The sequence below is a fragment of the Altererythrobacter rubellus genome (assembly GCF_030284385.1).
Classification (GTDB): domain Bacteria; phylum Pseudomonadota; class Alphaproteobacteria; order Sphingomonadales; family Sphingomonadaceae; genus Erythrobacter; species Erythrobacter rubellus.
The window spans coordinates 1,135,966-1,157,264 of sequence record NZ_CP127221.1 but is presented as its reverse complement, the minus strand read 5'-3'; the positions used below and the strand labels follow the sequence as shown (position 1 = coordinate 1,157,264).

Annotated in this window: 23 protein-coding genes and 1 tRNA gene; 12 read left to right on the top strand and 12 right to left on the bottom strand. The window is 57.5% G+C overall.

Annotated elements, in window-relative coordinates:
• Positions 1–31 precede the first annotated feature (31 nt).
• The gene (locus QQX03_RS05855) at positions 32–1,198 is read right to left on the bottom strand and encodes a phosphoserine transaminase (protein ID WP_285974838.1); all 1,167 of its coding nucleotides are present in this window, start codon (positions 1,196–1,198) and stop codon (positions 32–34) included.
• Between the two features lie 306 nt (positions 1,199–1,504).
• Here QQX03_RS05855 and QQX03_RS05850 point away from each other — a divergent pair, with 306 nt between their 5' ends.
• Positions 1,505–1,855 (top strand): hypothetical protein, encoded by a 351-nt coding sequence (locus tag QQX03_RS05850; protein ID WP_285974837.1) that lies wholly within the window; start codon positions 1,505–1,507, stop codon positions 1,853–1,855.
• Positions 1,856–1,957: 102 nt separating this feature from the next.
• Entirely contained in the window at positions 1,958–3,160 is a 1,203-nt protein-coding gene (locus QQX03_RS05845) for a glycosyltransferase family 4 protein (protein WP_285974836.1), read from the top strand.
• Positions 3,161–3,166: 6 nt separating this feature from the next.
• Here QQX03_RS05845 and QQX03_RS05840 read toward each other — a convergent pair whose 3' ends face one another.
• Both QQX03_RS05840 and QQX03_RS05835 read right to left on the bottom strand, forming a co-directional pair.
• A complete protein-coding gene (locus QQX03_RS05840; protein WP_285974835.1) occupies positions 3,167–3,589 on the bottom strand; it encodes a hypothetical protein in 423 nt (140 codons plus the stop codon).
• 106 nt (positions 3,590–3,695) lie between these two features.
• Positions 3,696–4,355 (bottom strand): PadR family transcriptional regulator, encoded by a 660-nt coding sequence (locus QQX03_RS05835; protein ID WP_285974834.1) that lies wholly within the window; start codon positions 4,353–4,355, stop codon positions 3,696–3,698.
• A gap of 105 nt (positions 4,356–4,460) precedes the next feature.
• Here QQX03_RS05835 and QQX03_RS05830 point away from each other — a divergent pair, with 105 nt between their 5' ends.
• From QQX03_RS05830 to QQX03_RS05815, 4 genes are all read left to right on the top strand, one after another.
• Positions 4,461–5,786 (top strand): replication-associated recombination protein A, encoded by a 1,326-nt coding sequence (locus QQX03_RS05830; protein WP_285974833.1) that lies wholly within the window; start codon positions 4,461–4,463, stop codon positions 5,784–5,786.
• On the top strand, positions 5,779–6,663 hold the full coding sequence (locus tag QQX03_RS05825; protein ID WP_285974832.1) for a hypothetical protein: 885 nt from the start codon (positions 5,779–5,781) through the stop codon (positions 6,661–6,663). The genes QQX03_RS05830 and QQX03_RS05825 overlap by 8 nt, the downstream gene beginning before the upstream one ends.
• Before the next feature lie 112 nt (positions 6,664–6,775).
• Positions 6,776–6,851 (top strand) — tRNA-Thr (locus QQX03_RS05820).
• Positions 6,852–7,086: 235 nt separating this feature from the next.
• A complete protein-coding gene (locus QQX03_RS05815; RefSeq protein WP_285974831.1) occupies positions 7,087–7,611 on the top strand; it encodes a hypothetical protein in 525 nt (174 codons plus the stop codon).
• A gap of 164 nt (positions 7,612–7,775) precedes the next feature.
• Here QQX03_RS05815 and QQX03_RS05810 read toward each other — a convergent pair whose 3' ends face one another.
• Together QQX03_RS05810 and QQX03_RS05805 are read right to left on the bottom strand one after the other, a co-directional pair.
• Positions 7,776–8,210, bottom strand: coding sequence for a tunnelling fold family protein (locus QQX03_RS05810; RefSeq protein WP_285974830.1), 435 nt, complete (start codon positions 8,208–8,210; stop codon positions 7,776–7,778).
• A 12-nt stretch (positions 8,211–8,222) separates the two neighbouring features.
• The gene (locus tag QQX03_RS05805) at positions 8,223–8,429 is read right to left on the bottom strand and encodes a hypothetical protein (RefSeq protein ID WP_285974829.1); all 207 of its coding nucleotides are present in this window, start codon (positions 8,427–8,429) and stop codon (positions 8,223–8,225) included.
• A 165-nt stretch (positions 8,430–8,594) separates the two neighbouring features.
• Between QQX03_RS05805 and QQX03_RS05800 the strand changes: the two genes are divergently transcribed.
• From QQX03_RS05800 to QQX03_RS05785, 4 genes are all read left to right on the top strand, one after another.
• A complete protein-coding gene (locus QQX03_RS05800; RefSeq protein ID WP_285976915.1) occupies positions 8,595–9,812 on the top strand; it encodes an argininosuccinate synthase in 1,218 nt (405 codons plus the stop codon).
• A gap of 204 nt (positions 9,813–10,016) precedes the next feature.
• On the top strand, positions 10,017–10,214 hold the full coding sequence (locus QQX03_RS05795) for a hypothetical protein (protein ID WP_285976914.1): 198 nt from the start codon (positions 10,017–10,019) through the stop codon (positions 10,212–10,214).
• Positions 10,215–10,630: 416 nt separating this feature from the next.
• Positions 10,631–11,134: a septal ring lytic transglycosylase RlpA family protein gene (locus QQX03_RS05790; protein ID WP_285976913.1), complete on the top strand. Its 504-nt coding sequence runs from the start codon at positions 10,631–10,633 to the stop codon at positions 11,132–11,134.
• Positions 11,135–11,209: 75 nt separating this feature from the next.
• Complete coding sequence (locus tag QQX03_RS05785; RefSeq protein ID WP_285976912.1) at positions 11,210–11,818, top strand: hypothetical protein; 609 nt, start codon at positions 11,210–11,212, stop codon at positions 11,816–11,818.
• A 47-nt stretch (positions 11,819–11,865) separates the two neighbouring features.
• Here the strand turns inward: QQX03_RS05785 and QQX03_RS05780 are convergent, their stop codons facing one another.
• The 4 genes from QQX03_RS05780 to QQX03_RS05765 are packed head-to-tail and all read right to left on the bottom strand — an operon-like array spanning position 11,866 to position 15,520.
• On the bottom strand, positions 11,866–12,090 hold the full coding sequence (locus QQX03_RS05780) for a hypothetical protein (RefSeq protein ID WP_285976911.1): 225 nt from the start codon (positions 12,088–12,090) through the stop codon (positions 11,866–11,868).
• Complete coding sequence (locus QQX03_RS05775; protein WP_285976910.1) at positions 12,087–12,344, bottom strand: hypothetical protein; 258 nt, start codon at positions 12,342–12,344, stop codon at positions 12,087–12,089. The genes QQX03_RS05780 and QQX03_RS05775 overlap by 4 nt, the downstream gene beginning before the upstream one ends.
• Before the next feature lie 25 nt (positions 12,345–12,369).
• Entirely contained in the window at positions 12,370–15,285 is a 2,916-nt protein-coding gene (gene uvrA / locus QQX03_RS05770; RefSeq protein ID WP_285976909.1) for an excinuclease ABC subunit UvrA, read from the bottom strand.
• A gap of 7 nt (positions 15,286–15,292) precedes the next feature.
• Positions 15,293–15,520: a hypothetical protein gene (locus tag QQX03_RS05765; RefSeq protein WP_285976908.1), complete on the bottom strand. Its 228-nt coding sequence runs from the start codon at positions 15,518–15,520 to the stop codon at positions 15,293–15,295.
• A gap of 521 nt (positions 15,521–16,041) precedes the next feature.
• Between QQX03_RS05765 and QQX03_RS05760 the strand changes: the two genes are divergently transcribed.
• Entirely contained in the window at positions 16,042–18,237 is a 2,196-nt protein-coding gene (locus QQX03_RS05760; RefSeq protein ID WP_285976907.1) for a M3 family metallopeptidase, read from the top strand.
• Between the two features lie 48 nt (positions 18,238–18,285).
• Here the strand turns inward: QQX03_RS05760 and QQX03_RS05755 are convergent, their stop codons facing one another.
• The 3 genes from QQX03_RS05755 to QQX03_RS05745 are packed head-to-tail and all read right to left on the bottom strand — an operon-like array spanning position 18,286 to position 20,809.
• Positions 18,286–19,038: an ABC transporter ATP-binding protein gene (locus QQX03_RS05755; protein ID WP_285976906.1), complete on the bottom strand. Its 753-nt coding sequence runs from the start codon at positions 19,036–19,038 to the stop codon at positions 18,286–18,288.
• Positions 19,035–19,988, bottom strand: a complete 954-nt coding sequence (locus QQX03_RS05750; RefSeq protein ID WP_285976905.1) for a FecCD family ABC transporter permease — start codon at positions 19,986–19,988, stop codon at positions 19,035–19,037. Before QQX03_RS05750 ends, QQX03_RS05755 begins: the two co-directional genes overlap by 4 nt.
• A complete protein-coding gene (locus QQX03_RS05745) occupies positions 19,985–20,809 on the bottom strand; it encodes an ABC transporter substrate-binding protein (protein ID WP_285976904.1) in 825 nt (274 codons plus the stop codon). The genes QQX03_RS05750 and QQX03_RS05745 overlap by 4 nt, the downstream gene beginning before the upstream one ends.
• 176 nt (positions 20,810–20,985) lie before the next feature.
• Between QQX03_RS05745 and QQX03_RS05740 the strand changes: the two genes are divergently transcribed.
• Complete coding sequence (locus QQX03_RS05740; RefSeq protein WP_285976903.1) at positions 20,986–21,291, top strand: hypothetical protein; 306 nt, start codon at positions 20,986–20,988, stop codon at positions 21,289–21,291.
• Positions 21,292–21,299: the final 8 nt, after the last annotated feature.

Genomic DNA, 21,299 nt, shown 5'->3' with positions numbered 1-21,299 from the left:
CGCAGGGTTCCTGCTTCCGCAGGAACTCACATCAGATGCCAGACTTAACGGTCTCGTATGCCCATTCGATCCAGGGCAGCAGACGCTTCAGGTCTTCCTGCTCAACCGTGCCACCACACCAGATGCGCAAGCTTGGCGGGGCATCTCGATAACCGTTAAAGTCATAGCCCACGTTGCGCTCTTCCAGCATCTTTGCGATTGTCTTTGGCACGGCAGCCTGATCTTCTGCAGAACGGCCTTCGTACCATTCGCCCTGAAAAACAAAGCACACACCGGTATTGGTGCGCTGCGCCGGATCGCTGACCATATTGCGCAACCAAGGCGTCGCCTCGATCCAATCGGTGACGATCTTTGCGTTTGCATCGGCCCGTTCGAACATAGCCTTGCGACCGCCGATCGACTGCGCCCATTCCAGCGCCGCGATATAGTCTTCAGTCGCGAGCAAAGATGGCGTGTTGATCGTTGCACCTTCAAAGATGCCGCGATTGATCTTGTCACCCTTCTTAAGGCGAAACAACTTGGGAAGCGGCCACTCGGGATCATAGCTTTCGATCCGCTCGACCGCCTTGGGTGAAAGGATCAGCATGCCGTGTTGCGCCTCTGAACCCATCACTTTTTGCCAGCTATAGGTCGTGGCATCGAGCTTTGCCCAATCCATTTCCTGCGCAAACACTGCGCTGGTGGCGTCATTGATGGTCACACCAGCACGGCCTGGAGCGAGCCAATCCGTGTTCGGTATCTTCGCGCCCGAAGTCGTACCGTTCCAGGTGAAGACAACGTCATTATCTTGCGGAATCTGGTTCAGATCGGGAATTTCGCCATAGTCGGCATCAAGGACTTGCAAGTCCTTTAGCTTGAGCTGTTTGACCGCATCCTGAATCCAGACATTGCCGAAGCTTTCCCATGCCGCGACGGTTGCGGGGCCCTGCCCCAGCATCGTCCACATCGCGCATTCCAGCGCGCCAGTATCAGAAGCCGGCATGATGCCAACGAGATAGTCCTCTGGCACGCCCAGCATCTCTTTGGACAGATCGATCGCGTATTTGAGACGCGCCTTGCCTGTCGCCGAGCGGTGCGAGCGACCGAGCGATTCTGTCTTCAGCTTATCTAGGGACCAGCCCGGGAACTTAACCGTGGGACCGGAAGAAAATTGTGGGCGCGCCGGCTTCAGTGCCGGTTCGCTGGGTATGCTAGTCATGTATTCTCTCCTTACAGAGAGCTCGCGCGGCGTTGGGACCGCGTGGCCCACGGATCGCATTAGTTTTGCGCCGCAACATGTCAAGCGATGCTGGCGGGCTGTGCAAAGCTATTCACGTCACGACTCGTCGCTGGAAAAGCGCCTCTTGCCGCAGCATAGAGCGTCGCAGCCTGTTAAAAAACTCGTGGAAATCTTCATTTTCAATTTTTTTATCAATATTTTACCGCGCAGCATGAAAGTTTCACTGGAAACGAAACTTCGGCTATCTTGTCTGCTCTCCATGGGGGAGAGATTGGGAGAGAATATATGGAAAAAGTTGGGGGACTGGCAGCTGGTTTGGCAGTGGTGCTAGCAATTGTTGGTGGGTTTGTATCCATTCCGGGCCTGGAAGTCGGATTGATCATACTCGTTCTGGGAATCATTGGCGGCATTGCCGCTGATCAGGACGGTGCCATTCGTATGTATTTGGCAGTTCTTGTTCTGCCTGCGGTTGGTGCAGTGCTTGGCGCGATTCCGGCAATTGGGGAATATTTGACCGCAATCTTCAGCAACCTTGCTGTTGCCGCCGCTGGTATGTCCGCATCGCTAATCACACGTCGCTTGTACGATATGGTGATGGGTGCGCTGAAAGGCCTTTCGTCAGGCTCTGACAGCTAAAGCAAAACCCTACTTCCGATCATGAGATCGGTGGAGGCGGCGCGCAAGTTGATTGCGCGCCGCTTTTCATTCGCAATGCTGTGCTATATGCCGACTTAGAATATGCACACCAGCGAACTTCGCATTGCCCTTTTCAGTGGCAATTACAACTACACGCGTGACGGCGCGAACCAGGCTTTGAACCGTTTGGTGGAGTATTTGCTCCGTCAGGGAGCGTCTGTGCGTGTCTACGCGCCTAAGGTGGCAAACCCGGATTTTGAGCCTACAGGTGATCTGGTTGGCGTGCCCAATGTCCGGATGCCGGTGAAGGGGCGCGGTGAATACCGCTTACCCACCGGACTAAGCCGGAAGGCTAAAGACGATCTGGTGAAATTTGAGCCAAATGTCGCCCATATTTCGTCTCCTGATCCAACGGGTCATGCCGCGTTACGATGGGCACAAGAATACGATTTGCCCGTGCTTTCATCGGTTCACACGCGCTTCGAAACCTATCCGCGCTATTATGGACTCGCATTTCTTGAGCCCACCATCGAGTGGATTTTGCGCCGGTTCTACAATCGTTGTGACGCGCTGGTGGCTCCATCGCAAAGCATGGTCGACACGCTGATTGAGCAAGACATGCATGATGACATCACGATCTGGTCGCGCGGGGTAGATCGAACGATCTTTGACCCCAGCAAACGCGACATGGAGTGGCGTCGTTCGCTCGGGCTGGAAGATGATGACGTTGCCATCGTTTTTCTGGGCCGCTTGGTCATGGAAAAAGGGCTTGATGTGTTCGCGGACACAATCATCGAGCTGCGCAAAAGGCAGGTCCCACACAAGGTTCTCGTCATTGGCGATGGCCCGGCGAAGGATTGGTTCAAGCAAGCCCTGCCCGGGGGCATTTTCGCCGGATTCCAGACCGGCGCTGACCTGGGCCGCGCGCTCGCAAGCGGTGACATTTTCTTCAACCCGTCAATAACCGAGACATTCGGCAATGTGACGCTGGAAGCCATGGCTAGCGGACTGCCGGTGGTTGCCGCTGGCGCGACTGGTGCGTCTTCGCTCGTTACGCCAGAAGAGACCGGGCAGCTTGTACCGCCCGGTGATGCCGCCGCTTTTGCAGAAGCTATCGCGCCTTATTGCACTGATGATGCGCACCGCCACGCGCATGGTGCAGCCGGTGAACGCAAATCGCGCGAATATAGCTGGGATGCCATCAATCAGGTGGTGGCCGACACCTATATCCGCCTCGTCACCGCGCGCGAGGAATTGCGCGCCGAAGACGAGGCGAAGATCAAGGCGGCGTTGGATTCAGCCTAGTTCAGGTCAGTCCAATATGCCTTCGGACTGCATCTTGCGGGCATACCAAAGCATAAACAGTGTGGTGGCCCAAATAGTCAGGTTTAGCGGCAGACTTTGCAACTCCGCCGGCACCTCGATCATGAAGTTCTGATAGATCGTTGTACCAACCAGGCCGACCACAGAAATGGCGATTGATGTCACTGCCCAACGCGAGCGCAAGAGCAACAGGATTGATCCGAAAAATGCGCCCCAGACTCCCATAGCCCAAAGCGCATTGGACCAGGCCGCGAATGAATCAAAGAAAGCTATCTGATCTGGCGTCATGCCAAGGTCTTCCAGCTTTCCCAGATGCGTCATCATGTAACTGAAAATGCCAACAGCATTCCAAAGCAGAGCCACAATCCCGACAGCCCATAGGTGCCACGGCGCTTTCGTTGCTTCACTCATGAAAATTCTCCCCTCCAGTCCGGTCTGGTGCCGGATCGATGAAGGAAAGATTATTGCGCGCTTGGCGCGATGGCAAATGCGTTAAGCCATTGCCTACGCAAGCCGATCACATCCGCTCGATGCGCTTGGCAACTTCATCAATAATATCAACGATCTGATCAACCGTATCCTTGTCGAGCTTGCCGGCCCTTGCGCGATTTTTCAGTACAGAGGCAAGATTCCCCATTGCGCGAAACAGGTCAGGTGATTTTTCTTTCACCTTCTCTGCGCGATCGCCGTGTTCATTGATGCGGCCCATCAATTCCTCGACTTCATCTGCACGGTCTTCGAGTTCAGCCGCACCCGATGTTGTAACTTCGAAAGGCTTCTTGCCGCTCGTTTCCTCATCAGCAGGCTTGCCCTTCTTCTTGGGCTTGGACTGTTTGATCTGGCCTTCTTCTTCCAGCATTTGCAGCGTCGGGTAGACTGCGCCAGGACTTGGCGCATAAGCACCTCCGGTCATCTCTTCGATCGCTTTGATCAGCTCATAGCCGTGACGCGGCTCTTCGTTGATGAGCGCCAGCAAGGCCAAGCGTAGCTCTCCTGTGCCGAACATCCGCCCTCGACGTTTGTTGCGGCGCGCACCGTCTTGCCAATCGCGCGACTTGCGGCGGTGACGTGAGCTTTTGAACTCGTCTTCCCACTCATTTGCGGCGGAAGCCATTGCCATTGCGATCATCGGCCCCAGATTGCTCCAACCACCGCGCCCAGATCTATTCCAAGTCATTCATTTAACTCCTGAGTATCTTTGATAGCTCAAAGATGTATCTTAGAGGCCGTTTTGCAAGAGGACTTTGGCTTTGAGCGATGAACGGCTTATGGCACTCGACCAATGGCAGATCTGTTTGGCAATGACCCTTCACAGCAAGCAAAAGCCAGCGCCGCTCCGCGTGAGGACGCACCGCTGGCCGACCGCTTGCGCCCACGGACATTGGACGAAGTCATCGGGCAGGAACATCTGACCGGACCGCAAGGGGCAATCGGCCGCATGGTCGCGGCAGGCAAGCTGTCGAGCATGGTGTTGTGGGGGCCGCCTGGCACGGGCAAGACCAGCACTGCGCGTCTGCTGGCGGATGCAGTGGGCATGCGGTTTATCTCTGTAAGCGCGGTTTTTTCAGGGGTGGCGGACCTCAAGAAAGCCTTTGCCGAAGCGGACAAGATGGCGGGCGTTGGCCAAAAAACACTGTTGTTCGTGGACGAGATCCATCGCTTCAACCGCGCGCAGCAGGACGGTTTCCTTCCCTTTGTCGAGCGCGGAACGGTGACGCTGGTCGGCGCAACAACCGAAAATCCGAGCTTTGAACTCAACGCAGCTCTGCTTAGCCGTGCGCAGGTTCTGATCCTCAATCGCCTGGACGCGGCTGCTCTGGAAAAACTGCTTGCGCGCGCGGAAGAGCTGGAAGGCCCCCTCCCCCTTGATGATGCCGCGCGTGACGCCCTGATTGGCAGCGCCGACGGTGACGGGCGGTTTCTGCTCAATCAGGCCGAAACGCTTTATAATGCGCAGATCAATACCCCGCTCGATCCCGCCGGGCTTGGCACCTTCCTGCAGCGGCGAGTGTCTGTCTATGACAAGGATCGCGACGGACACTACAATCTGATCTCGGCGCTGCATAAGTCGCTTCGGGGCAGCGATCCACAGGCCGCACTATATTACATGGCGCGAATGTTAGTGGCCGGTGAAGAGCCGCTCTACGTATTGCGCCGACTGGTACGCTTTGCGAGCGAAGATGTCGGGCTGGCCGACCCTCAAGCCCTCATTCAGTGCCTCGCTGCCAAGGATGCGTATGAATTTCTTGGCTCACCCGAAGGCGAGCTCGCGATTGTGCAGGCCTGCCTCTATCTGGCGACCGCCCCCAAATCGAATACTGCCTATGCTGCCCAGAAATCAGCTTGGAAGAGCGCGAGGGAAACCGGCAGTCTGCTGCCGCCCCAGAACATCCTGAATGCTCCGACAAAGCTGATGAAGGATGTCGGCTATGGCAAAGGCTATGCCTATGATCACGATACCGAAGAAGGCTTCTCTGGCGACAATTACTGGCCGAAAGAGATGGAGCCTCAGACTTATTACACGCCGGTAGAGCGCGGCTTTGAGCGCAAGGTGAAAGAGCGGATCGCCTATTGGGAAAAGCTGCGAGCCGAACGCAAAGATGCGTGACTTCACACATTATCTCGCGATTGACTGGTCGGGCGCGAAAGGCGCGCGACAGAAGGGTATTGCCCTGTCACTGGCAGAAGGCACGGGCAGTGCGCCGGTGCTGGTTGAGCCACCAAGAGGAGGCTGGGCGCGCAAAGAAGTGCTCGCCATCCTGCGCGATGATATTCCGCGCGACACACTGGTAGGGATGGATTTAGGCATTTCGCTTCCGTTTCAGGACGCAGGCGCATTCTTTCCGCATTGGAATGACAGCCCCAAGGATGCAAAATCGCTTTGGGCGCTGATCGACCAGGTTTGCTCTGATGACCCGAATTTGGAGTGCGGCAGTTTTGTCTCGCATCCTCAACTAAGCGAATATTTCCGCCATTCCAAAGAACATCTCGGACAGCATTTTCACTTGGCCGACGCTCCCACTAGGCAAGGTCGCTTTCGATGCGCCGAACTGGCTCAGCGCGAGCAAGGTGTGCGCCCGGTCAGCAATTTCAACCTTGTTGGCGCCGCGCAGGTCGGCAAATCATCTCTGACCGGCATGCGAATGCTGCACCAATTGCGCGATGCCGTCGCGGTCTGGCCGATCGATCCGCTGCCCGATAGCGGCCCTGTTGTTGTCGAGATGTACACATCTATCGCTGCGCGGGGCGGAGGTATCGGCGGCGCCAGGACCAAACTTCGCAGTTTCGAAGATTTGAACGTGGCACTCGCGCAATTGGGCTCGCCTCCTGTGGCCGGAACCGGCCCTATCGACGACCATTCTTCGGACGCTCTGGTGACCGCGGCGTGGCTCCGCAAGATCGGCCCGGATCCAGCCTATTGGGCCCCAAAGGGCTTAACACCGGAAATTGCGCGCACCGAAGGGTGGACCTTTGGTGCTCTTTAGAATTTTTCTATGCTATGTCAGTTCCCACTTGAGGCCCGAATAACTTTCGCCTAGGGGACCGCTTCCGTTTCGGATTGCCAGGTGTTGGCAGGCAAACGGCGAACAGAAAAGTGCCGGCTTAGCTCAGTTGGTAGAGCAGTTGATTTGTAATCATCAGGCCGCGAGTTCGAATCTTGCAGCCGGCACCATACCTTTCAATAACTTAACGGTCTTTTTGGTCCGCGTCTCAGCTGATTTTTCCCCGCGGGGTAACAAATGGGGTAACAAACGACGGGAAACAAAACCGGTTGCCATTCACCCTTTCCGCGCTACTCTGCGGCGGACACTAACTCTCTCAACCGCCCTTGATATCATTGCTGAAACTTTCAAGGTGTCGCTTTCTGGAGAAGCTAGTTATTTGCAGAGAACCTTTGGTGAGAATTTATGCGCAAATCTTTCGTAATCTTGGCCGCACTATCGGCTTTTGGTGGCCTTGGAGCACTTCAGGCACAGACCAGCATTTTCGATAGGCTCAAAACAGTTATTGAGAAAAAGACTGGTAATCCCAAGACTGCCCAGCAGGAACAAAAAGCCCCACAAGGTTCTACAGAAGCCTCACCTAACGATATTCGGCAGCGTCTGACCGGTGAGTGGAATAGCAATCTAGAGCAATGCTCTAAAAATCAAATGCAATCTGACACATCCATATTTTTCAAATACGAAGAATACTCTGGAGAAGGCAACTGGTACTGGAGTGGGTACGAGTGGGGCTGCGCTGTCCCTGACGATAAAGTTACAGAGCTGGGTTTTGATGGAACCTTGGAATGCGGAGCCGAAGGAGAGGACCTCTATTTGGACCTTATAGTTGAATTGAGTGACGATCCCAATAAACTGACCTATTACGACAATACTTATGGTGAAGATCAGTGGACCATGTACCGCTGTCCCGCTGGCCAATTTGAATACTGACAGTGTTTTCCAAGCTATTTCAGTCTGGCAGAAATATTTATTGTTACTAGATTTTTAAGTCCAGCCTGGTAATTAAACACCGATGTCTCAAAATGTCTCTCTCCGTTGATCTTTACGAAGACCTCGCGAGGTACCAGCGCCACTGCCGATAGCCGCACATCCGGCTAAATGCCTCCGCGCGGATACCGATAGCCGCCGATACGCAGCCATTTCGGTTTCATTTCGGCGGCCAGCCACTGGCCAATGCCCACCGTCACATCCTCGTGGAATCCATTGTGATTGCGGAAAGACCCGAGGAACAATTTCAGGCTTAGCGGCGTAATAGCTGCCACCAGCAGATAGACCGCCAGAAACCACACTGGCACCAGCGCGAGCTGGGTTGCCATTGCCACATTGGCTCGGTCCATCCCCGCTATGGTCATCCCGAAGGCGAGCACTGCCCACAGCAACAGCACCGGAAAGACCGGGGTAATCAACCGCTGCACGCGGCTCGCGAACCAGTCTCGATAAACACCCGTTTGCCCAGCCTCCGCCTTGCGCAATTGCGCGCGCCAGCTGACCCCGTTGGAATAGCCACCCTCGAGGAAGAAAATCGGCATGACCTGAAAGCCTCATGTCAGCCATTGGCTCCACGACAAGATTCCCAACAAATGCCCACCCTGCACCGCTCCGCTAGAATCGATGTAGGGAGCGGCAACCAGCCAGTGCCCGAAAACCACCGCCAGGATTGACAGCGCGCGCAGGAAGTCGACCCAGCGATTGCGCTCTGGCGGCGCCATTTGCGCCATTTCGCGCGCGTTTACCCACATACTAGCCATCACTGCTTCTCCCGCCTCTGAAGTCGTTAGATAGTACCTTCTAACTCATTTCCCATGATTTTTCGCAGCGCACGAAGCTCGACTACACCCTTGCAACACGCTTCTTCATTGCCCCTTCCCCTTGCTCCTGCTAGCCGCGCGGCGATTGAAAAGAGGTTTCCAAGAATGCCAGATATCAAACGTGTTGTTCTCGCCTATTCCGGAGGTCTCGACACCTCGGTCATCGCGAAATGGCTAGAGGTAGAGCGCGGCTGCGAAGTGGTGACATTCACCGCCGACCTCGGCCAAGGTGAAGAGATCGAGCCTGCCCGTACCAAGGCGCGTGCGATGGGCATTCCGGACAAGCACATCTATATCGAAGATCTGCGCGAGGAATTCGTTCGCGATTTCGTATTCCCGATGATGCGCGCCAATGCACGCTATGAAGGCGACTATCTGCTGGGCACCTCCATTGCGCGACCTCTGATCTCTAAACGATTGGTCGAAATTGCGCATGAGACAGGCGCTGATGCGATAGCGCATGGTGCAACCGGCAAAGGCAATGATCAGGTTCGTTTCGAGCTGAGCGCATATGCGCTTGACCCCGACATCAAAGTCATTGCGCCTTGGCGCGAGTGGGACCTGACCAGCCGGACCGCGCTGATCGAATGGGCGGAGAAGCACCAGATCGTCGTGCCTAAAGACAAGCGCGGTGAGAGCCCGTTCTCGACCGATGCGAACCTGCTCCACACCTCGTCTGAGGGCAAAGTCCTGGAAGACCCGTGGGAAGAGACGCCGGATTATGTCTATTCGCGCACCGACAACCCTGAGGGCGCGCCGGATACACCCGAATATATCACCATCGATTTCGAACGCGGCGATGGAGTGGCGCTAAACGGTGAAGCGATGTCGCCTGCCGAGCTGCTGACCGCGCTGAATGATCTAGGTCGCAAGCACGGCATTGGCCGGCTCGATCTGGTCGAGAACCGTTTCGTCGGGATGAAGTCGCGCGGCATGTATGAAACTCCGGGCGGCGAGATTTATGCCCGCGCACATCGCGGGATCGAGCAGATCACGCTTGATCGCGGGGCAGCCCATCTCAAGGATGAGCTGATGCCCAAATATGCAGAGCTGATCTACAACGGGTTCTGGTTCGCCCCTGAACGCGAAATGCTGCAGGCGGCGATTGACCACAGTCAGGAGAAAGTCAGCGGTAGGGTTCGCCTGAAGCTCTACAAAGGTGTTGCAGGCGTAGTTGGACGTAAGAGCGCGAACTCGCTCTACTCCGAATCGCACGTCACTTTCGAAGACGATGCCGGCGCTTACGATCAAAAAGACGCTGAAGGCTTCATCAAGCTGAACGCTTTACGGCTCAAGTTGCTTGCGAAACGCGATCACGCCTGAGGCTAACACACATTTTCGACGAATGGTTGAGTTATCCACGCGCGTCCACAGGTGATCTGAGGAAAAGTGGATAAGTCGGGGTTGCAAAGCTTGCGCGACTCACTGCGAGGGCGCAGTCTTGAAACATCGGAAGGGAGAGAAACCCAACCGGAAATTTGGCTCCAACGAGTTGATTTCACGAGAGTTTCTCAAAAAACCGACGCAGTGGATTTTTTCCACGCGGACTTCGAGACTGGATATGCAGAAGGTGCAAACTGGAAGCAAGTGCAGTTGCCTGAGAAGAACGCGAAGCACATTCACTGGATAGGCCAGGAACCTGGTTGTGGACCGAGGAAGGTGGAAGCTGAGGCAGAAACCAGCCGTTTGAGGGAAGTGATCGCGAAGGGGGAATGGTCTCGGTAGCGTTGGAAGACACAGCACCGCTTGAAAAGGCTTCGGCACGGACAGGTAGGACTGAGTTGAAAGGCGAGACCGGATGCCGACGCGAGCGTCGGTGAAAAGAACCTCCAACCCGTTGGAGGGGATAGAAACCGAGTGCCAAGCGCTTCTTGAAAGGTTCGCCGGACAAGAAGACCACGCGACGGTAAGAGTGGGGTCGGCAGCAATGTCGGCCCCATTTGCTTTTGGTTCTTGGAGTACAGACTTCTTCCCGTACCGGGCACGCAGCTGGAAGCAGATTTCGCACAACTTTCGCTCGATGCAGCCGCCCAAGCGCCGGCTTGCGCAGCGGAAATTTGCATATTGCTACCCTGCTTGGCTATTCTTCCGGAATGGAGAGGGCTTTCCATCTTCATGCGCGGATTTGCTGCGCCCTCATAGTGAGCTTGCTCGCTATAGCTTCGCCGCCGGTTGTAGGACAGGATGCGGGCGAGGACGGATATTCAGAAGCCCAGCAAGAAGACCAGAGCTTCCAAGATGGCTTTTCCGAGTTCGACATCCCCCTCCCTCCGCACGACCATCCTTACGACGCCGTCGACATTTCTGAGATCGAACCGCCACAAGAGCCAGCCGTCGGTGATGTCGTACGCGATCTCGGCACCGGTCACGCTTCCTACTACGGGCGCCGCTTTCACGGCCGAAGAACTGCCAATGGAGAGCGATTTGACATGCGGGCGATGACTGCGGCGCACAAGACGCTTCCCTTTGGCAGCATGGTGCTTGTCACTAATACCGGCAACGGCCGATCCATTATCGTCAGGATCAATGATCGCGGTCCCTTCACGCCTAATCGCGTGATTGACCTAAGCCGCGCCGCCGCAGAGGAAATCGGCCTGGTCCGACGTGGAGTGGGCGAAGTACGTATAGAACTGTTGGCGAGTTGATCTTGCACCAATTTCGCATTTGACTTGAGCGCCCCAGCACCCCAGTCTCCGGCTCGCAAACCGGGGGTGGTTTCCATGACACGCAACTTCGCAAACATCGCTTTCGTATCCGCCATCGCGCTGACACTCTCGGCTTGTGCAGAGCCGGCCGAGCAAGCGCCGGACACTGCGGCGTCAGCGACCGAGAACATGACAGCGGCCAGCTTCGGCTGCATCCGCGATCTGACCCAGGTTGACCGTTTCTTCGTCGGCAACCTTGATGGCGACCTGGAAGCGACCGTTGCAGTTGCGTCGTCCGAGGACGGCGGCGTCTTTCCGGTTGGTTCGGTCGTCCAGCTTGTTCCAGGCGAAGCGATGGTCAAACGCGCAAAAGGTTTCAATGCGGACACCAAGGATTGGGAGTTCTTCGAATTCGAAGTTTCTCCTGAAGGCACCGCGATCCGCAAGCGGGGACATGTCGACGTCGTCAACCGGTTCGACGGCAATTGCCTGGAATGCCATGAGAAGGCGCGGCCCGAGTTCGACATGATCTGCAGCACGGACAATGGCTGTGACCCGATCCCGATCAATGACGCGATGATCCGCGCACTTCAGAAGACCGATCCGCGCTGTGGCGCCCCGCTCGAGCTCACCAGCGAAGAGAGCGAAGGCCTGGCCGCGCTGATGGCCGCTACGGGGCGCTAACCGCCCCCGCCCGCACCCCGCGAGTTCTTCCAGTCGAACAGCTTCATCTACTGCGCGGCAAAGCTGAACAGCACGGTTCCCGTCAGCAGGAAGCTCAAAATCACCGCCACCACCGCATTGCCCGCGGGCGCATAGCCGAGCGCGTCTGCCCAGAAAAAACCCCCGGCACCCCAGCCCAGTGTGAATGACACCAAGGTGTATATCCAGCCGACTTCCCTGACTTCGGCCTGGCTCAGCCGCGAATAGAAGCCCGTCATCACGATACCGATCATGACGCTTGGAGCCCTCCGGCAAGGTGGAAACTGAGCAGTGCGGTCGCCTCGCTCGCGCCATAGGCATTGGCCGCGACCGACACGAAGGTTACGAATAGCAAGGGGTAGGCCCCGGTCAGCAACGCACGGCTGTGCATCCGGTTTGCCTTGCCGATCTCTCGCCCGCTCATCACGAAGGTCAGGAAGATCGTAACAAACCCGATCAACACGACGGAAATCTCCGCCGCCGTCAGAAAGAACGCTTCCAATTCCATGTGTCACCTCCCTTGGTAGAGGGGTTTATTTCGCCGCCTGCCTCGATTTGTCCAGCATGTTCGCAAGATACTGCCCCGTGAAAGAGCGCGGTTCGTGAGCCACTTCTTCGGGCGTCCCCTCCGCCACGATCTCCCCCCCACGCACGCCGCCATCAGGGCCAAGGTCGAGGATATGGTCCGCGGTTTTGATCACATCCAGATTGTGCTCGATCACCACCACCGAATTGCCCTGGTCGACCAGCCTGTGCAGCACTTCCAAGAGCTTGCGCACATCCTCGAAATGCAGGCCCGTGGTCGGCTCGTCCAGAATGTAGAGTGTTTGCCCGGTGCTGCGTTTGCTGAGTTCCTTCGCCAGTTTCACCCGCTGCGCCTCGCCGCCTGACAGCGTGGTCGCTTGCTGGCCCACTTTGACGTAGCCCAGCCCCACTTCATTCAGCATATGCATCTTGTCGCGGATGGGGGGCACGGCCTTGAAGAACTCCTCCGCATCCTCGATCGTCATGTCGAGCACGTCGGCGATGGAAAGCCCCTTGAACTTCACCTCCAGCGTTTCACGATTGTAGCGACGCCCGCCGCATTCCTCGCACGTCACATAGACATCGGGAAGGAAGTGCATTTCGATCTTGATCAACCCGTCGCCGGTGCAGGCCTCGCATCGGCCACCCTTGACGTTGAACGAAAAGCGCCCGGGTTTGTAGCCGCGCGCCTGCGCCTCTGGCAGGCCGGCGAACCAGTCCCGGATATTTGTGAAGGCGCCGGTGTAGGTGGCAGGGTTGCTCCGTGGGGTACGACCGATCGGCGACTGGTCAATCTCGATCACCTTGTCGCAAAACTCCAGCCCCGTAACCTTGTCATGCGCGCCCGCAATCACGCGCGCGCCGTTCAATGTGCGCGCGGCGGCGGCATAGAGCGTGTCGATCGTGAAGCTGGACTTGCCGCTGCCCGATACGCCGGTGATGCAAGTGAATATGCCGAGCGGGATGCTGGCAGTGACGTCTTTCAGATTGTTCGCCCGCGCGCCCTTCACCGTCAGCTTGTGGCCATTGCCCTTGCGCCGCGTGGCCGGAACCGCGATCTCGCGCCGCCCGGTCAGATAATCGGCGGTCATCGAATTCTTGGCCTTCATGATCTGTTTCAGCGTGCCTTGCGCCACCACTTCGCCGCCGCGCACACCCGCGCCGGGGCCCAGATCGACGATATGATCCGCCTGACGGATCGCGTCTTCGTCATGCTCTACCACGATCACGGTATTGCCGAGATCGCGCAGCCGCTTCAATGTCTCCAGCAGGCGATCATTGTCGCGCTGGTGCAGGCCGATGCTGGGCTCGTCGAGTACGTAGAGCACGCCGGAAAGCCCGCTGCCGATCTGGCTGGCGAGCCGGATACGTTGGCTCTCCCCACCTGACAGCGTGCCGGATGTACGGTCGAGGTTGAGGTAGTCTAGGCCGACATTGTCGAGGAAGCCCAGCCGCTCGTTGATTTCCTTCAGGATGGCGCGCGCAATCTGTTGCTGCGTTTCATTGAGCTTGGCTTCAAGGCCAAGGAACCATTCCTTGGCATCGGAAACGCTCATCCTGACCGGATCGGCAATATCGGTGCCCGCGACGCGCACCGCCAGCGCTTTCTCATTCAGGCGCTTGCCATGGCAGCTTTCGCACGGCTGCGCGGTCTGGAACTTGCTCAGCTCCTCGCGCATCCACGCGCTTTCGGTCTGAAGCAATCGGCGGTTGAGATTGCCGATCACGCCTTCGAACGGCTTGCGCACGGTATATTCCTTGCGCCCGTCCTTAAAGGTCAGCTCGACCGGCATGCCGCCCGTGCCGTGCAGGATGATCATCCGCTGATCCGGCTCCAGCTGGTTCCAAGGCGTGGTGATGTCAAAGTCATACGCCTTCGCAAGGCTGGTCAGCACTTGCATGTAATAAGGTGACGGGGGATTGCTCTTCGCCCAGGGCACCACCGCGCCTTGTTTCAACGTCAGGCTTTCGTTCGGCACGACCAGCTGCGGATCGAATAACAGTTTTTCGCCGATCCCGTCGCACGTCGCGCAGGCCCCCTGCGGCGCGTTGAATGAGAACAGGCGTGGTTCGATCTCCTCGATGGTGAAGCCGCTGACCGGGCAGGCGAATTTCTCGCTAAACACGATGCGGTTGGCAGGGATGCCCACACCCTTCATCGCGCCGCCAGTCTCGCCTTCATCCTCGCGCCCCGGCACAACGCCATCCGCCAGATCGACATAGGCCAACCCTTCGGTCAGCTTCAGCGCGGTTTCAAAACTGTCCGCGAGGCGGGTTTCCAGGCCGGCCTTCACCGCCAGCCGGTCAACCACCACTTCGATATCATGCTTGTATTTCTTGTCGAGCGCGGGCGCTTCCTCGATCGCGTAAATCTCGCCATCGATTCGAACGCGGGTGAAGCCCGCCTTCTGCCATTCGGCTAGCTCCTTGCGGTATTCGCCCTTGCGCCCGCGCACCACCGGCGCAAGCAGATAGAGCCGCGTGCCTGCGGGTAATTCTATCACCCGGTCGACCATCTGGCTGACGGTCTGCGCGCTGATCGGTTTTCCCGTGGCGGGTGAATAAGGCACGCCCACCCTCGCCCACAACAACCGCATATAGTCGTAGATCTCGGTCACCGTCGCCACGGTGGAGCGCGGATTGCGGCTCGTCGTCTTTTGCTCGATCGAGATTGCGGGAGAAAGCCCGTCGATATGCTCGACATCGGGCTTCTGCATCATTTCGAGGAATTGCCGAGCATAGGCGCTGAGCGATTCCACATAGCGCCGCTGACCCTCGGCATAGATCGTATCGAATGCGAGCGAGCTTTTCCCGCTGCCCGAAAGGCCCGTCACCACGATCAGCGCATCGCGCGGCAGATCGATATCGATACCTTTGAGGTTGTGCTCACGCGCACCGCGTACAGAAATTTTGGTCAGGGACATGCAGACTCTATGTTCCGGTAATGTTCACGCTGTCAAGCTGCGGCTCGCTGGCGGTGGATATTGGTTGTGAATGGAGTGAGGGCAAGACGGCGAAGAAGGTTCCGCGCATCCCGGCGTGCTTTTCGATCAGTGCCTTGGGCGTGCGATAGGTCTCAACGGCTTGCTGAAACCATTTGCCCCATTTGGTATCGGCCCAGCTGTAACTGATGAAAGCCTTGTAAGTGTATTCGGCCATTGCAACCCCGCAGGCGTCCGAGCGCAAAAATCCAATGCTTTCAGCCCGAAGCGGCGACCCGAGAACAGCTTGGGCGATAATTGCGTGCTCGCAAGGCTTTCGCAATCAACTGCCGCCCCTTATGTTATACCTATACGTCACTTTATGTTTTGGTTGAGACTACACGCGCGGTGCGACCTACAGGAAACGTCAGGTCGAAAACGTGCCGCCAGTAGCCGAAACAATACCTCTCTTTGCGGAGTCAAACCCCAAGCCCTTCGGGTCGCACCAAGGGGATTATGCGGCGATTTCTACTCAAAGGGTCGCACGGCGAACCGGGCAAGAGGGCTCCCCGCTTGCCCGGTTCATTTGCGCCAATATTCGACCAGCGACATATGTCTCCCGACATGCGACGGCAGACTGGTTGCAAATGTTATCAATCTGAGGTTCAAGCGCCGAACGGCATTAGAGATGCCGTTTGGTCGCATCACCGGAATCGCGCACGCGCAGCCCGGCAAATCTATTGGACTGGAGAATTACGAATGAAGGCCCGAATTTTGGCCCGCGTTGCACCTATCGCATTGGCCGCTGCCGTATTGGGCGGTTGCAACATGACCCCTGCTGAGATCTACAGCAGTGACGAGATTTTCGCTGGCATTGAATCCATCCCGCAAGGCACCGGATACTTCGCTTCAGAAAGCACGCTGCCGTTCCATGCACCCGATTTCAACGCAATCAGTGAAGACGATTACATGCCCGCCTTTGAACAGGGCATGGCGATCCAGAAGGCCGAAGTCGCTTCAATTGTGAACAATCCTGAAGCGCCGACTTTCGAGAATACCATCGTCGCGCTGGAAAAATCGGGCCTGATGCTGGGCCGGGTCAGCTATGTTTTCTCCGCTCTGACGGGCGCGAACACAACGGACCGCCTTGACGAGATTGATACCGAAGTCAGCCCGCTGCTGACCGCGCATTATGACGCGATCAACCTGGATCCGGACCTCTTTGCGCGCGTGAAAACCATCTATGACAATCGCGCAGCAATGACGATGGAACCCGAAGATGCGGTGCTGCTGGAAAAAACCTATGCAGACATGGTGCAGGCTGGCGCGCTGCTGGACGAAGACCAGCGCGAGCAAGTGAAGGCAATCAACAGCCAGTTATCCAAACTGACGACCGAGTTCGGCCAGAAGGTGCGCGAGGCGACCGTGGACGGCGCAGTGATCGTTGACACGCGCGACGAACTGGCCGGTCTGTCAGATTCCGACATTGATGCGGCCGCAACGCTGGCAGCGGAAAAGGGCATGGAAGGCAAGTTTGCACTCGCTTTGCAGAACACCACGCAGCAGCCGTTGCTGCCCGCGCTGGAAAACCGCGAAGTGCGTGAGCGTCTGTTCAAGGCCAGCGCATACCGCGCGGATCAAGGCGGCGATAAGGATACACGGCTTCTGCTGGCGAAAATCGCTACATTGCGCGCCGAGAAAGCCGAGATTTTCGGCAAACCCGACTGGGCGACCTACACCATGTATGATCGCATGGCGAAGGAACCGGCCACCGCATTGGGCTTCATGGAAGATATGGTACCGGCCCTTGCCGCCACACAGCGCAGCGATGCCGCAATGCTTAACAAGCGGATCGCCGCCGCCGGGCTCGATTTCGAAGTCCAGCCGTGGGATTGGTATCGCTTTGCCGAGAAGGTGAAAGCTGAACAATTCGCGTATGACGAAAGCGAAGTGATGAAGTATTTCGAACTCGAGCGGGTGCTTGAGGACGGCGTGTTCTTCATGGCCGAAAAGCTTTACGGCCTTACTTTCGAAAAGCGTGACGATATCCCCGTCTACCATCCGGATGTGTGGGTCTACACAGTGTTCGACGCTGACGGCAGCGAACTGGGCCTGTTCTATTTTGACCCGTTCCAGCGCCCGTCAAAACGGGGTGGCGCGTGGATGAGCAACTTCGTCGATCAAAGCTATGAGACAGGCAACAAGCCGGTGATCTACAACGTGCTCAACATCCCGAAGGCCGCCGATGGCGAGCCGCAGCTGGTCAGCTTTGACTGGGTAGAAACCACTTTCCACGAGTTTGGACATGCGCTGCACGGCTTCTTCGCGGATCAGAAGTACGAGACATTATCAGGCACCGCTACCGCGCGCGACTTTGTCGAATACCCCAGCCAGGTTCACGAGATGTGGGTGACCTACCCGGAAGTGCTGCAGAATTACACCAAGCACTATGAAACGGGCGAAACCATTCCGATGGAACTGGTGGAGAAGGTCCAGGCCGCGTCCAAATTCAACCAGGGTTACGACTTTGGTGAAGTGGTGACAGCCGCGCTGCTCGACATGAAATGGCACGCGCTTTCACCGGAAGAAGCCGCAGCGATCGATACACCGGAAAAGGTTGATGCGTTTGAACGTAACTCGCTGTTGGCCCTGGGTCTGGAAATCGATCTGGTGCCGCCACGCTACCGGTCGAACTACTTCAACCACATCTTCTCGGACCCTGCGGGATATTCGGCTGGCTATTACAGCTATCTATGGACCGAGATGCTCGACAAGGACAGCCGCAAGTGGTTCCTCGACAACGGCGGTTTGAGCCGCGAGAATGGAGATCACTATCGCCAGACCGTGCTCAGCCGTGGCGGAACGATGGATTATTTCCAGATGTTCGAAAACTTTGCCGGTCGCCAGCCGGACGTGCAGCCGATGCTGATCAGCCGCGGGCTGCTTGAAGAGTAAGCTCTTCGGGGAATGCAGGTATGAGAGGGCGGCCTTCGGGTCGCCCTTTTAATATGTGATAAGCGCGCGTGCGCCCGGCTCGCCAATCCACCGCGCATCCACGCCCCACACACGCTTGATGTTATGGGCCGATAGCGCTTCCTCTGGCGCGCCATCGGCAGCAACGTGTCCCGCAAATTCGTCTTCACTCAGAACGATTACTCTGTCCGCATGATTCATCGCAGCGGCAAGATCGTGCATCACGATTACCACGCCGGCACCAGCATTCGCAGCCTTTCGCAAGTGGCTCAGCAAGGTCTGCTGATGCGCCAGATCAAGCGCGGCAAGCGGCTCGTCCGCCAGGATCCATTGTGGTTCGCCCGCCAGCACGCGGGCAAGCAACGCGCGCGCTTTCTCACCGCCGGAAAGTTGAGAGGCTGGCCGGTGCCGCAATCCTTCGAGATCGAGCGCAGCGATGGCCGCTTCTACCGCCGCATCACCGCGATCGCGATAGGGCATACGCCCCAGCCGTACGAGGTTCTCAACCGCGACATCCCACGCAATTTCGGCCTCTTGCGGAAGATATCCAATGCGTTGCGCGCGTATTTGAGGATGCAACCCAGACAGCTCGTTCTCAGCTAGCAAAACGCACCCTGCCTTCGTTTCGAGGAGTCCGGCCAGCGCCATCAAGAGCGAGGACTTACCCGCGCCATTAGCGCCACAAATGGCTGTGATCTTGCCGGGTTCCAGCCTGATCGAAACCTGGTCCAAAACGAGCCTTGCCCCGCGAGAAAGCGAAATATTGTCTGCGCAGAGGATCATAGCCGCCCTCGCCGCATCTTGAGCAACAACCAGAGGAAGAACGGCGCGCCGAGCAGGCTCAAAGCGATGCCAAGTCTCAGCTCTGTGACCAGCGGCAAGATGCGCACCACGCTGTCGGCTGCCAGGACCAGGCACGCGCCCGCAAGTGCGCTTGGCAGGATCAGGCTGGAGGGCAAGCGGTCAGTCAATGGACGCACCAGATGCGGCACAATCAAGCCGACAAATCCGATAATTCCCGCGACAGCTACGCTCGCACCTACAGTCAGCCCCACTCCGCCGACCAGCAATGCGAGCAACAGATCCGCGCGGGCGCCCATGGACCGGGCCGCCACTTCGCCCAGTGTCAAAGCATCAAGCGAGCGCGCCTTAATGCCAAGCAATGCAATTCCCGCAAGCACCAGCGGTGCAGCCAGATAGACATCGCGCCAGCTGCGGTCGGTCAGCGCGCCATTCAGCCACATCACAATCTCGCTCATGGCAAAGGCGCTGGGCGCCAAGGTGATGGCGAGCGCGGTCAGCGCGCCCGCTAGGCTCGCGATCATCAGGCCCGCCAGTGTGAATAGCGCAATTCCGCCAGTGCGACCCGCAATAATCGCGAGCAGCGCCATGCCCAGTGCCGCTCCGGCCAAAGCCATCACCGGCAATGTCCATTGGCTGGCTGAAACACCCAGCCACAGGCTGGCCACAGCGCCCAACGCCGCCATCGGCGCGATACCGAACAGGCCGGGATCCGCCAGCGGATTGCGCAAATAGCCTTGCATCGCAGCGCCTGCCGCGCCCAACCCCGCACCGATCACAATCGCCAGCAACGCACGCGGCAAGCGCAGCTCCATAAGGATCAGAGACGCACGCGGATCGGTAAAGGGATCGAGCCACACGCGCCCGGCAAGCAATGACAGCGGGAGCAAGATCACAAGAAGAGCAGCAAACAAGAGCGCGGCTCGGTTCATGATATCTGCTCACGTATCTGGCGCAGCCGCTGCATCGCGCGCGGTATCGTCGGACCGCCGCAATAAAGCAGCGTAGGATCGAATTGGGCGATCAATGTATCGGTTCGGGCTAACGCAGGATGCTGCTGTGCACGACTTTGCCCGGCCACTATCAGCACATCTGGCGGTGACGCGACAACTTGCTCAAGCGAAAGATAGTCTGCTTGCCCTAGCCCCAATCGGGCAGAATGGCTGGCAAATCCGGATGCTCGCAACAATTCGCTGATCAATTGCTGTTCGCCCGGGACAATCCCGCCCGGTTGCCACAAAACCGCGGACCTCTGTTCTCCAGCTCCAACGATTGAGACGGAATTGCGAATGTCTGCAGCTAGCGCTTCGCCGGAAGTCTTGCGGTCTATCAGCTGTGCAAGTCTGCCCACCTGATCAATGCTTTCTTCGACCGACATCGGGCTGTCAAAAGCCTCCACTCGCACGCCCAGCTTATCGAAGGCAGCGCGGGTGGCGGGCGCCATAAATGTGCTCGCCAGTACAATGTCAGGTTGCAACGCGACAATTTCCTCCACCGTTCCGCCCGTGACGTCATAACGCCGCGCGATTTCTTGCGGGATAGAGCTGGATTGCGGGTTGGCGTTATAGTGTGACAGTGCGAGAATTTGATCGGGATGGGCTACTTCGACCACTATCGCATCAAGGCAAGGGTTGAGACTGACGACGCGCGGCGCGCCGTCATCGCCGGCCTTTTCGCCAACCTCCGCAGGCGCGCAGGTGGCCAAGCCGGCCGTTAGTGCCGCGGTTAAGGCAAGCCGGCTACCGATAGCCATTGATGTGCGAAAACTCCCCATCATTCACGCGATAGGGACGTGCCCCTTTGCCTGCAAGCACCGGAAAGCTTTAGGCGAAATATCGTTGTCAATCCGGCGTTAACCCTGTCCCTGAACGCGACGTTAGCACCCATGCACTAGACGGGACGGCTTAACACACAGGTCGGGGTCGCACAATGCCAAGTCATTCAAATATTGCGTATTCTACCAATCGCGGCGCAATGTCGCGATTGCTGTTCGTGCCGGCGCGCGTGGTCGCCGCAAATGATAATGGCGCAGTAAAATCTACCGACCCTGCGATTGTCGAAGCGGCTTTGCGCCATTTCGCAGAGCATGGGCTTGGTGCTGCCCGCGCGGCGCGCCACCGTGCGGAACAAGCCTTCTTTGCGGACAAGCAGCCGGAATATCGCTGGTGGCTGGAGATTTGCCGTCAGCTGGACCGGCGCATGGCAGTAATTGCGGCGCGCGAACTTCAGGCCTGATCCCCTAA

Coding starts and splice junctions, on each gene's coding strand:
- QQX03_RS05765 (WP_285976908.1), bottom strand. CDS start 15,520: ATGGCCGAATACACTTACAAGGCTTTCATCAGTTACAGCTGGGCCGAT.
- QQX03_RS05740 (WP_285976903.1), top strand. CDS start 20,986: ATGCCAAGTCATTCAAATATTGCGTATTCTACCAATCGCGGCGCAATG.
- QQX03_RS05810 (WP_285974830.1), bottom strand. CDS start 8,210: ATGCCGATTTTCTTCCTCGAGGGTGGCTATTCCAACGGGGTCAGCTGG.
- QQX03_RS05825 (WP_285974832.1), top strand. CDS start 5,779: ATGCGTGACTTCACACATTATCTCGCGATTGACTGGTCGGGCGCGAAA.
- uvrA (WP_285976909.1), bottom strand. CDS start 15,285: ATGTCCCTGACCAAAATTTCTGTACGCGGTGCGCGTGAGCACAACCTC.
- QQX03_RS05745 (WP_285976904.1), bottom strand. CDS start 20,809: ATGGCTATCGGTAGCCGGCTTGCCTTAACCGCGGCACTAACGGCCGGC.
- QQX03_RS05785 (WP_285976912.1), top strand. CDS start 11,210: ATGACACGCAACTTCGCAAACATCGCTTTCGTATCCGCCATCGCGCTG.
- QQX03_RS05850 (WP_285974837.1), top strand. CDS start 1,505: ATGGAAAAAGTTGGGGGACTGGCAGCTGGTTTGGCAGTGGTGCTAGCA.
- QQX03_RS05775 (WP_285976910.1), bottom strand. CDS start 12,344: ATGGAATTGGAAGCGTTCTTTCTGACGGCGGCGGAGATTTCCGTCGTG.
- QQX03_RS05780 (WP_285976911.1), bottom strand. CDS start 12,090: ATGATCGGTATCGTGATGACGGGCTTCTATTCGCGGCTGAGCCAGGCC.
- QQX03_RS05845 (WP_285974836.1), top strand. CDS start 1,958: ATGCACACCAGCGAACTTCGCATTGCCCTTTTCAGTGGCAATTACAAC.
- QQX03_RS05840 (WP_285974835.1), bottom strand. CDS start 3,589: ATGAGTGAAGCAACGAAAGCGCCGTGGCACCTATGGGCTGTCGGGATT.
- QQX03_RS05830 (WP_285974833.1), top strand. CDS start 4,461: ATGGCAGATCTGTTTGGCAATGACCCTTCACAGCAAGCAAAAGCCAGC.
- QQX03_RS05855 (WP_285974838.1), bottom strand. CDS start 1,198: ATGACTAGCATACCCAGCGAACCGGCACTGAAGCCGGCGCGCCCACAA.
- QQX03_RS05835 (WP_285974834.1), bottom strand. CDS start 4,355: ATGACTTGGAATAGATCTGGGCGCGGTGGTTGGAGCAATCTGGGGCCG.
- QQX03_RS05800 (WP_285976915.1), top strand. CDS start 8,595: ATGCCAGATATCAAACGTGTTGTTCTCGCCTATTCCGGAGGTCTCGAC.
- QQX03_RS05805 (WP_285974829.1), bottom strand. CDS start 8,429: ATGGCTAGTATGTGGGTAAACGCGCGCGAAATGGCGCAAATGGCGCCG.
- QQX03_RS05760 (WP_285976907.1), top strand. CDS start 16,042: ATGAAGGCCCGAATTTTGGCCCGCGTTGCACCTATCGCATTGGCCGCT.
- QQX03_RS05815 (WP_285974831.1), top strand. CDS start 7,087: ATGCGCAAATCTTTCGTAATCTTGGCCGCACTATCGGCTTTTGGTGGC.
- QQX03_RS05755 (WP_285976906.1), bottom strand. CDS start 19,038: ATGATCCTCTGCGCAGACAATATTTCGCTTTCTCGCGGGGCAAGGCTC.
- QQX03_RS05750 (WP_285976905.1), bottom strand. CDS start 19,988: ATGAACCGAGCCGCGCTCTTGTTTGCTGCTCTTCTTGTGATCTTGCTC.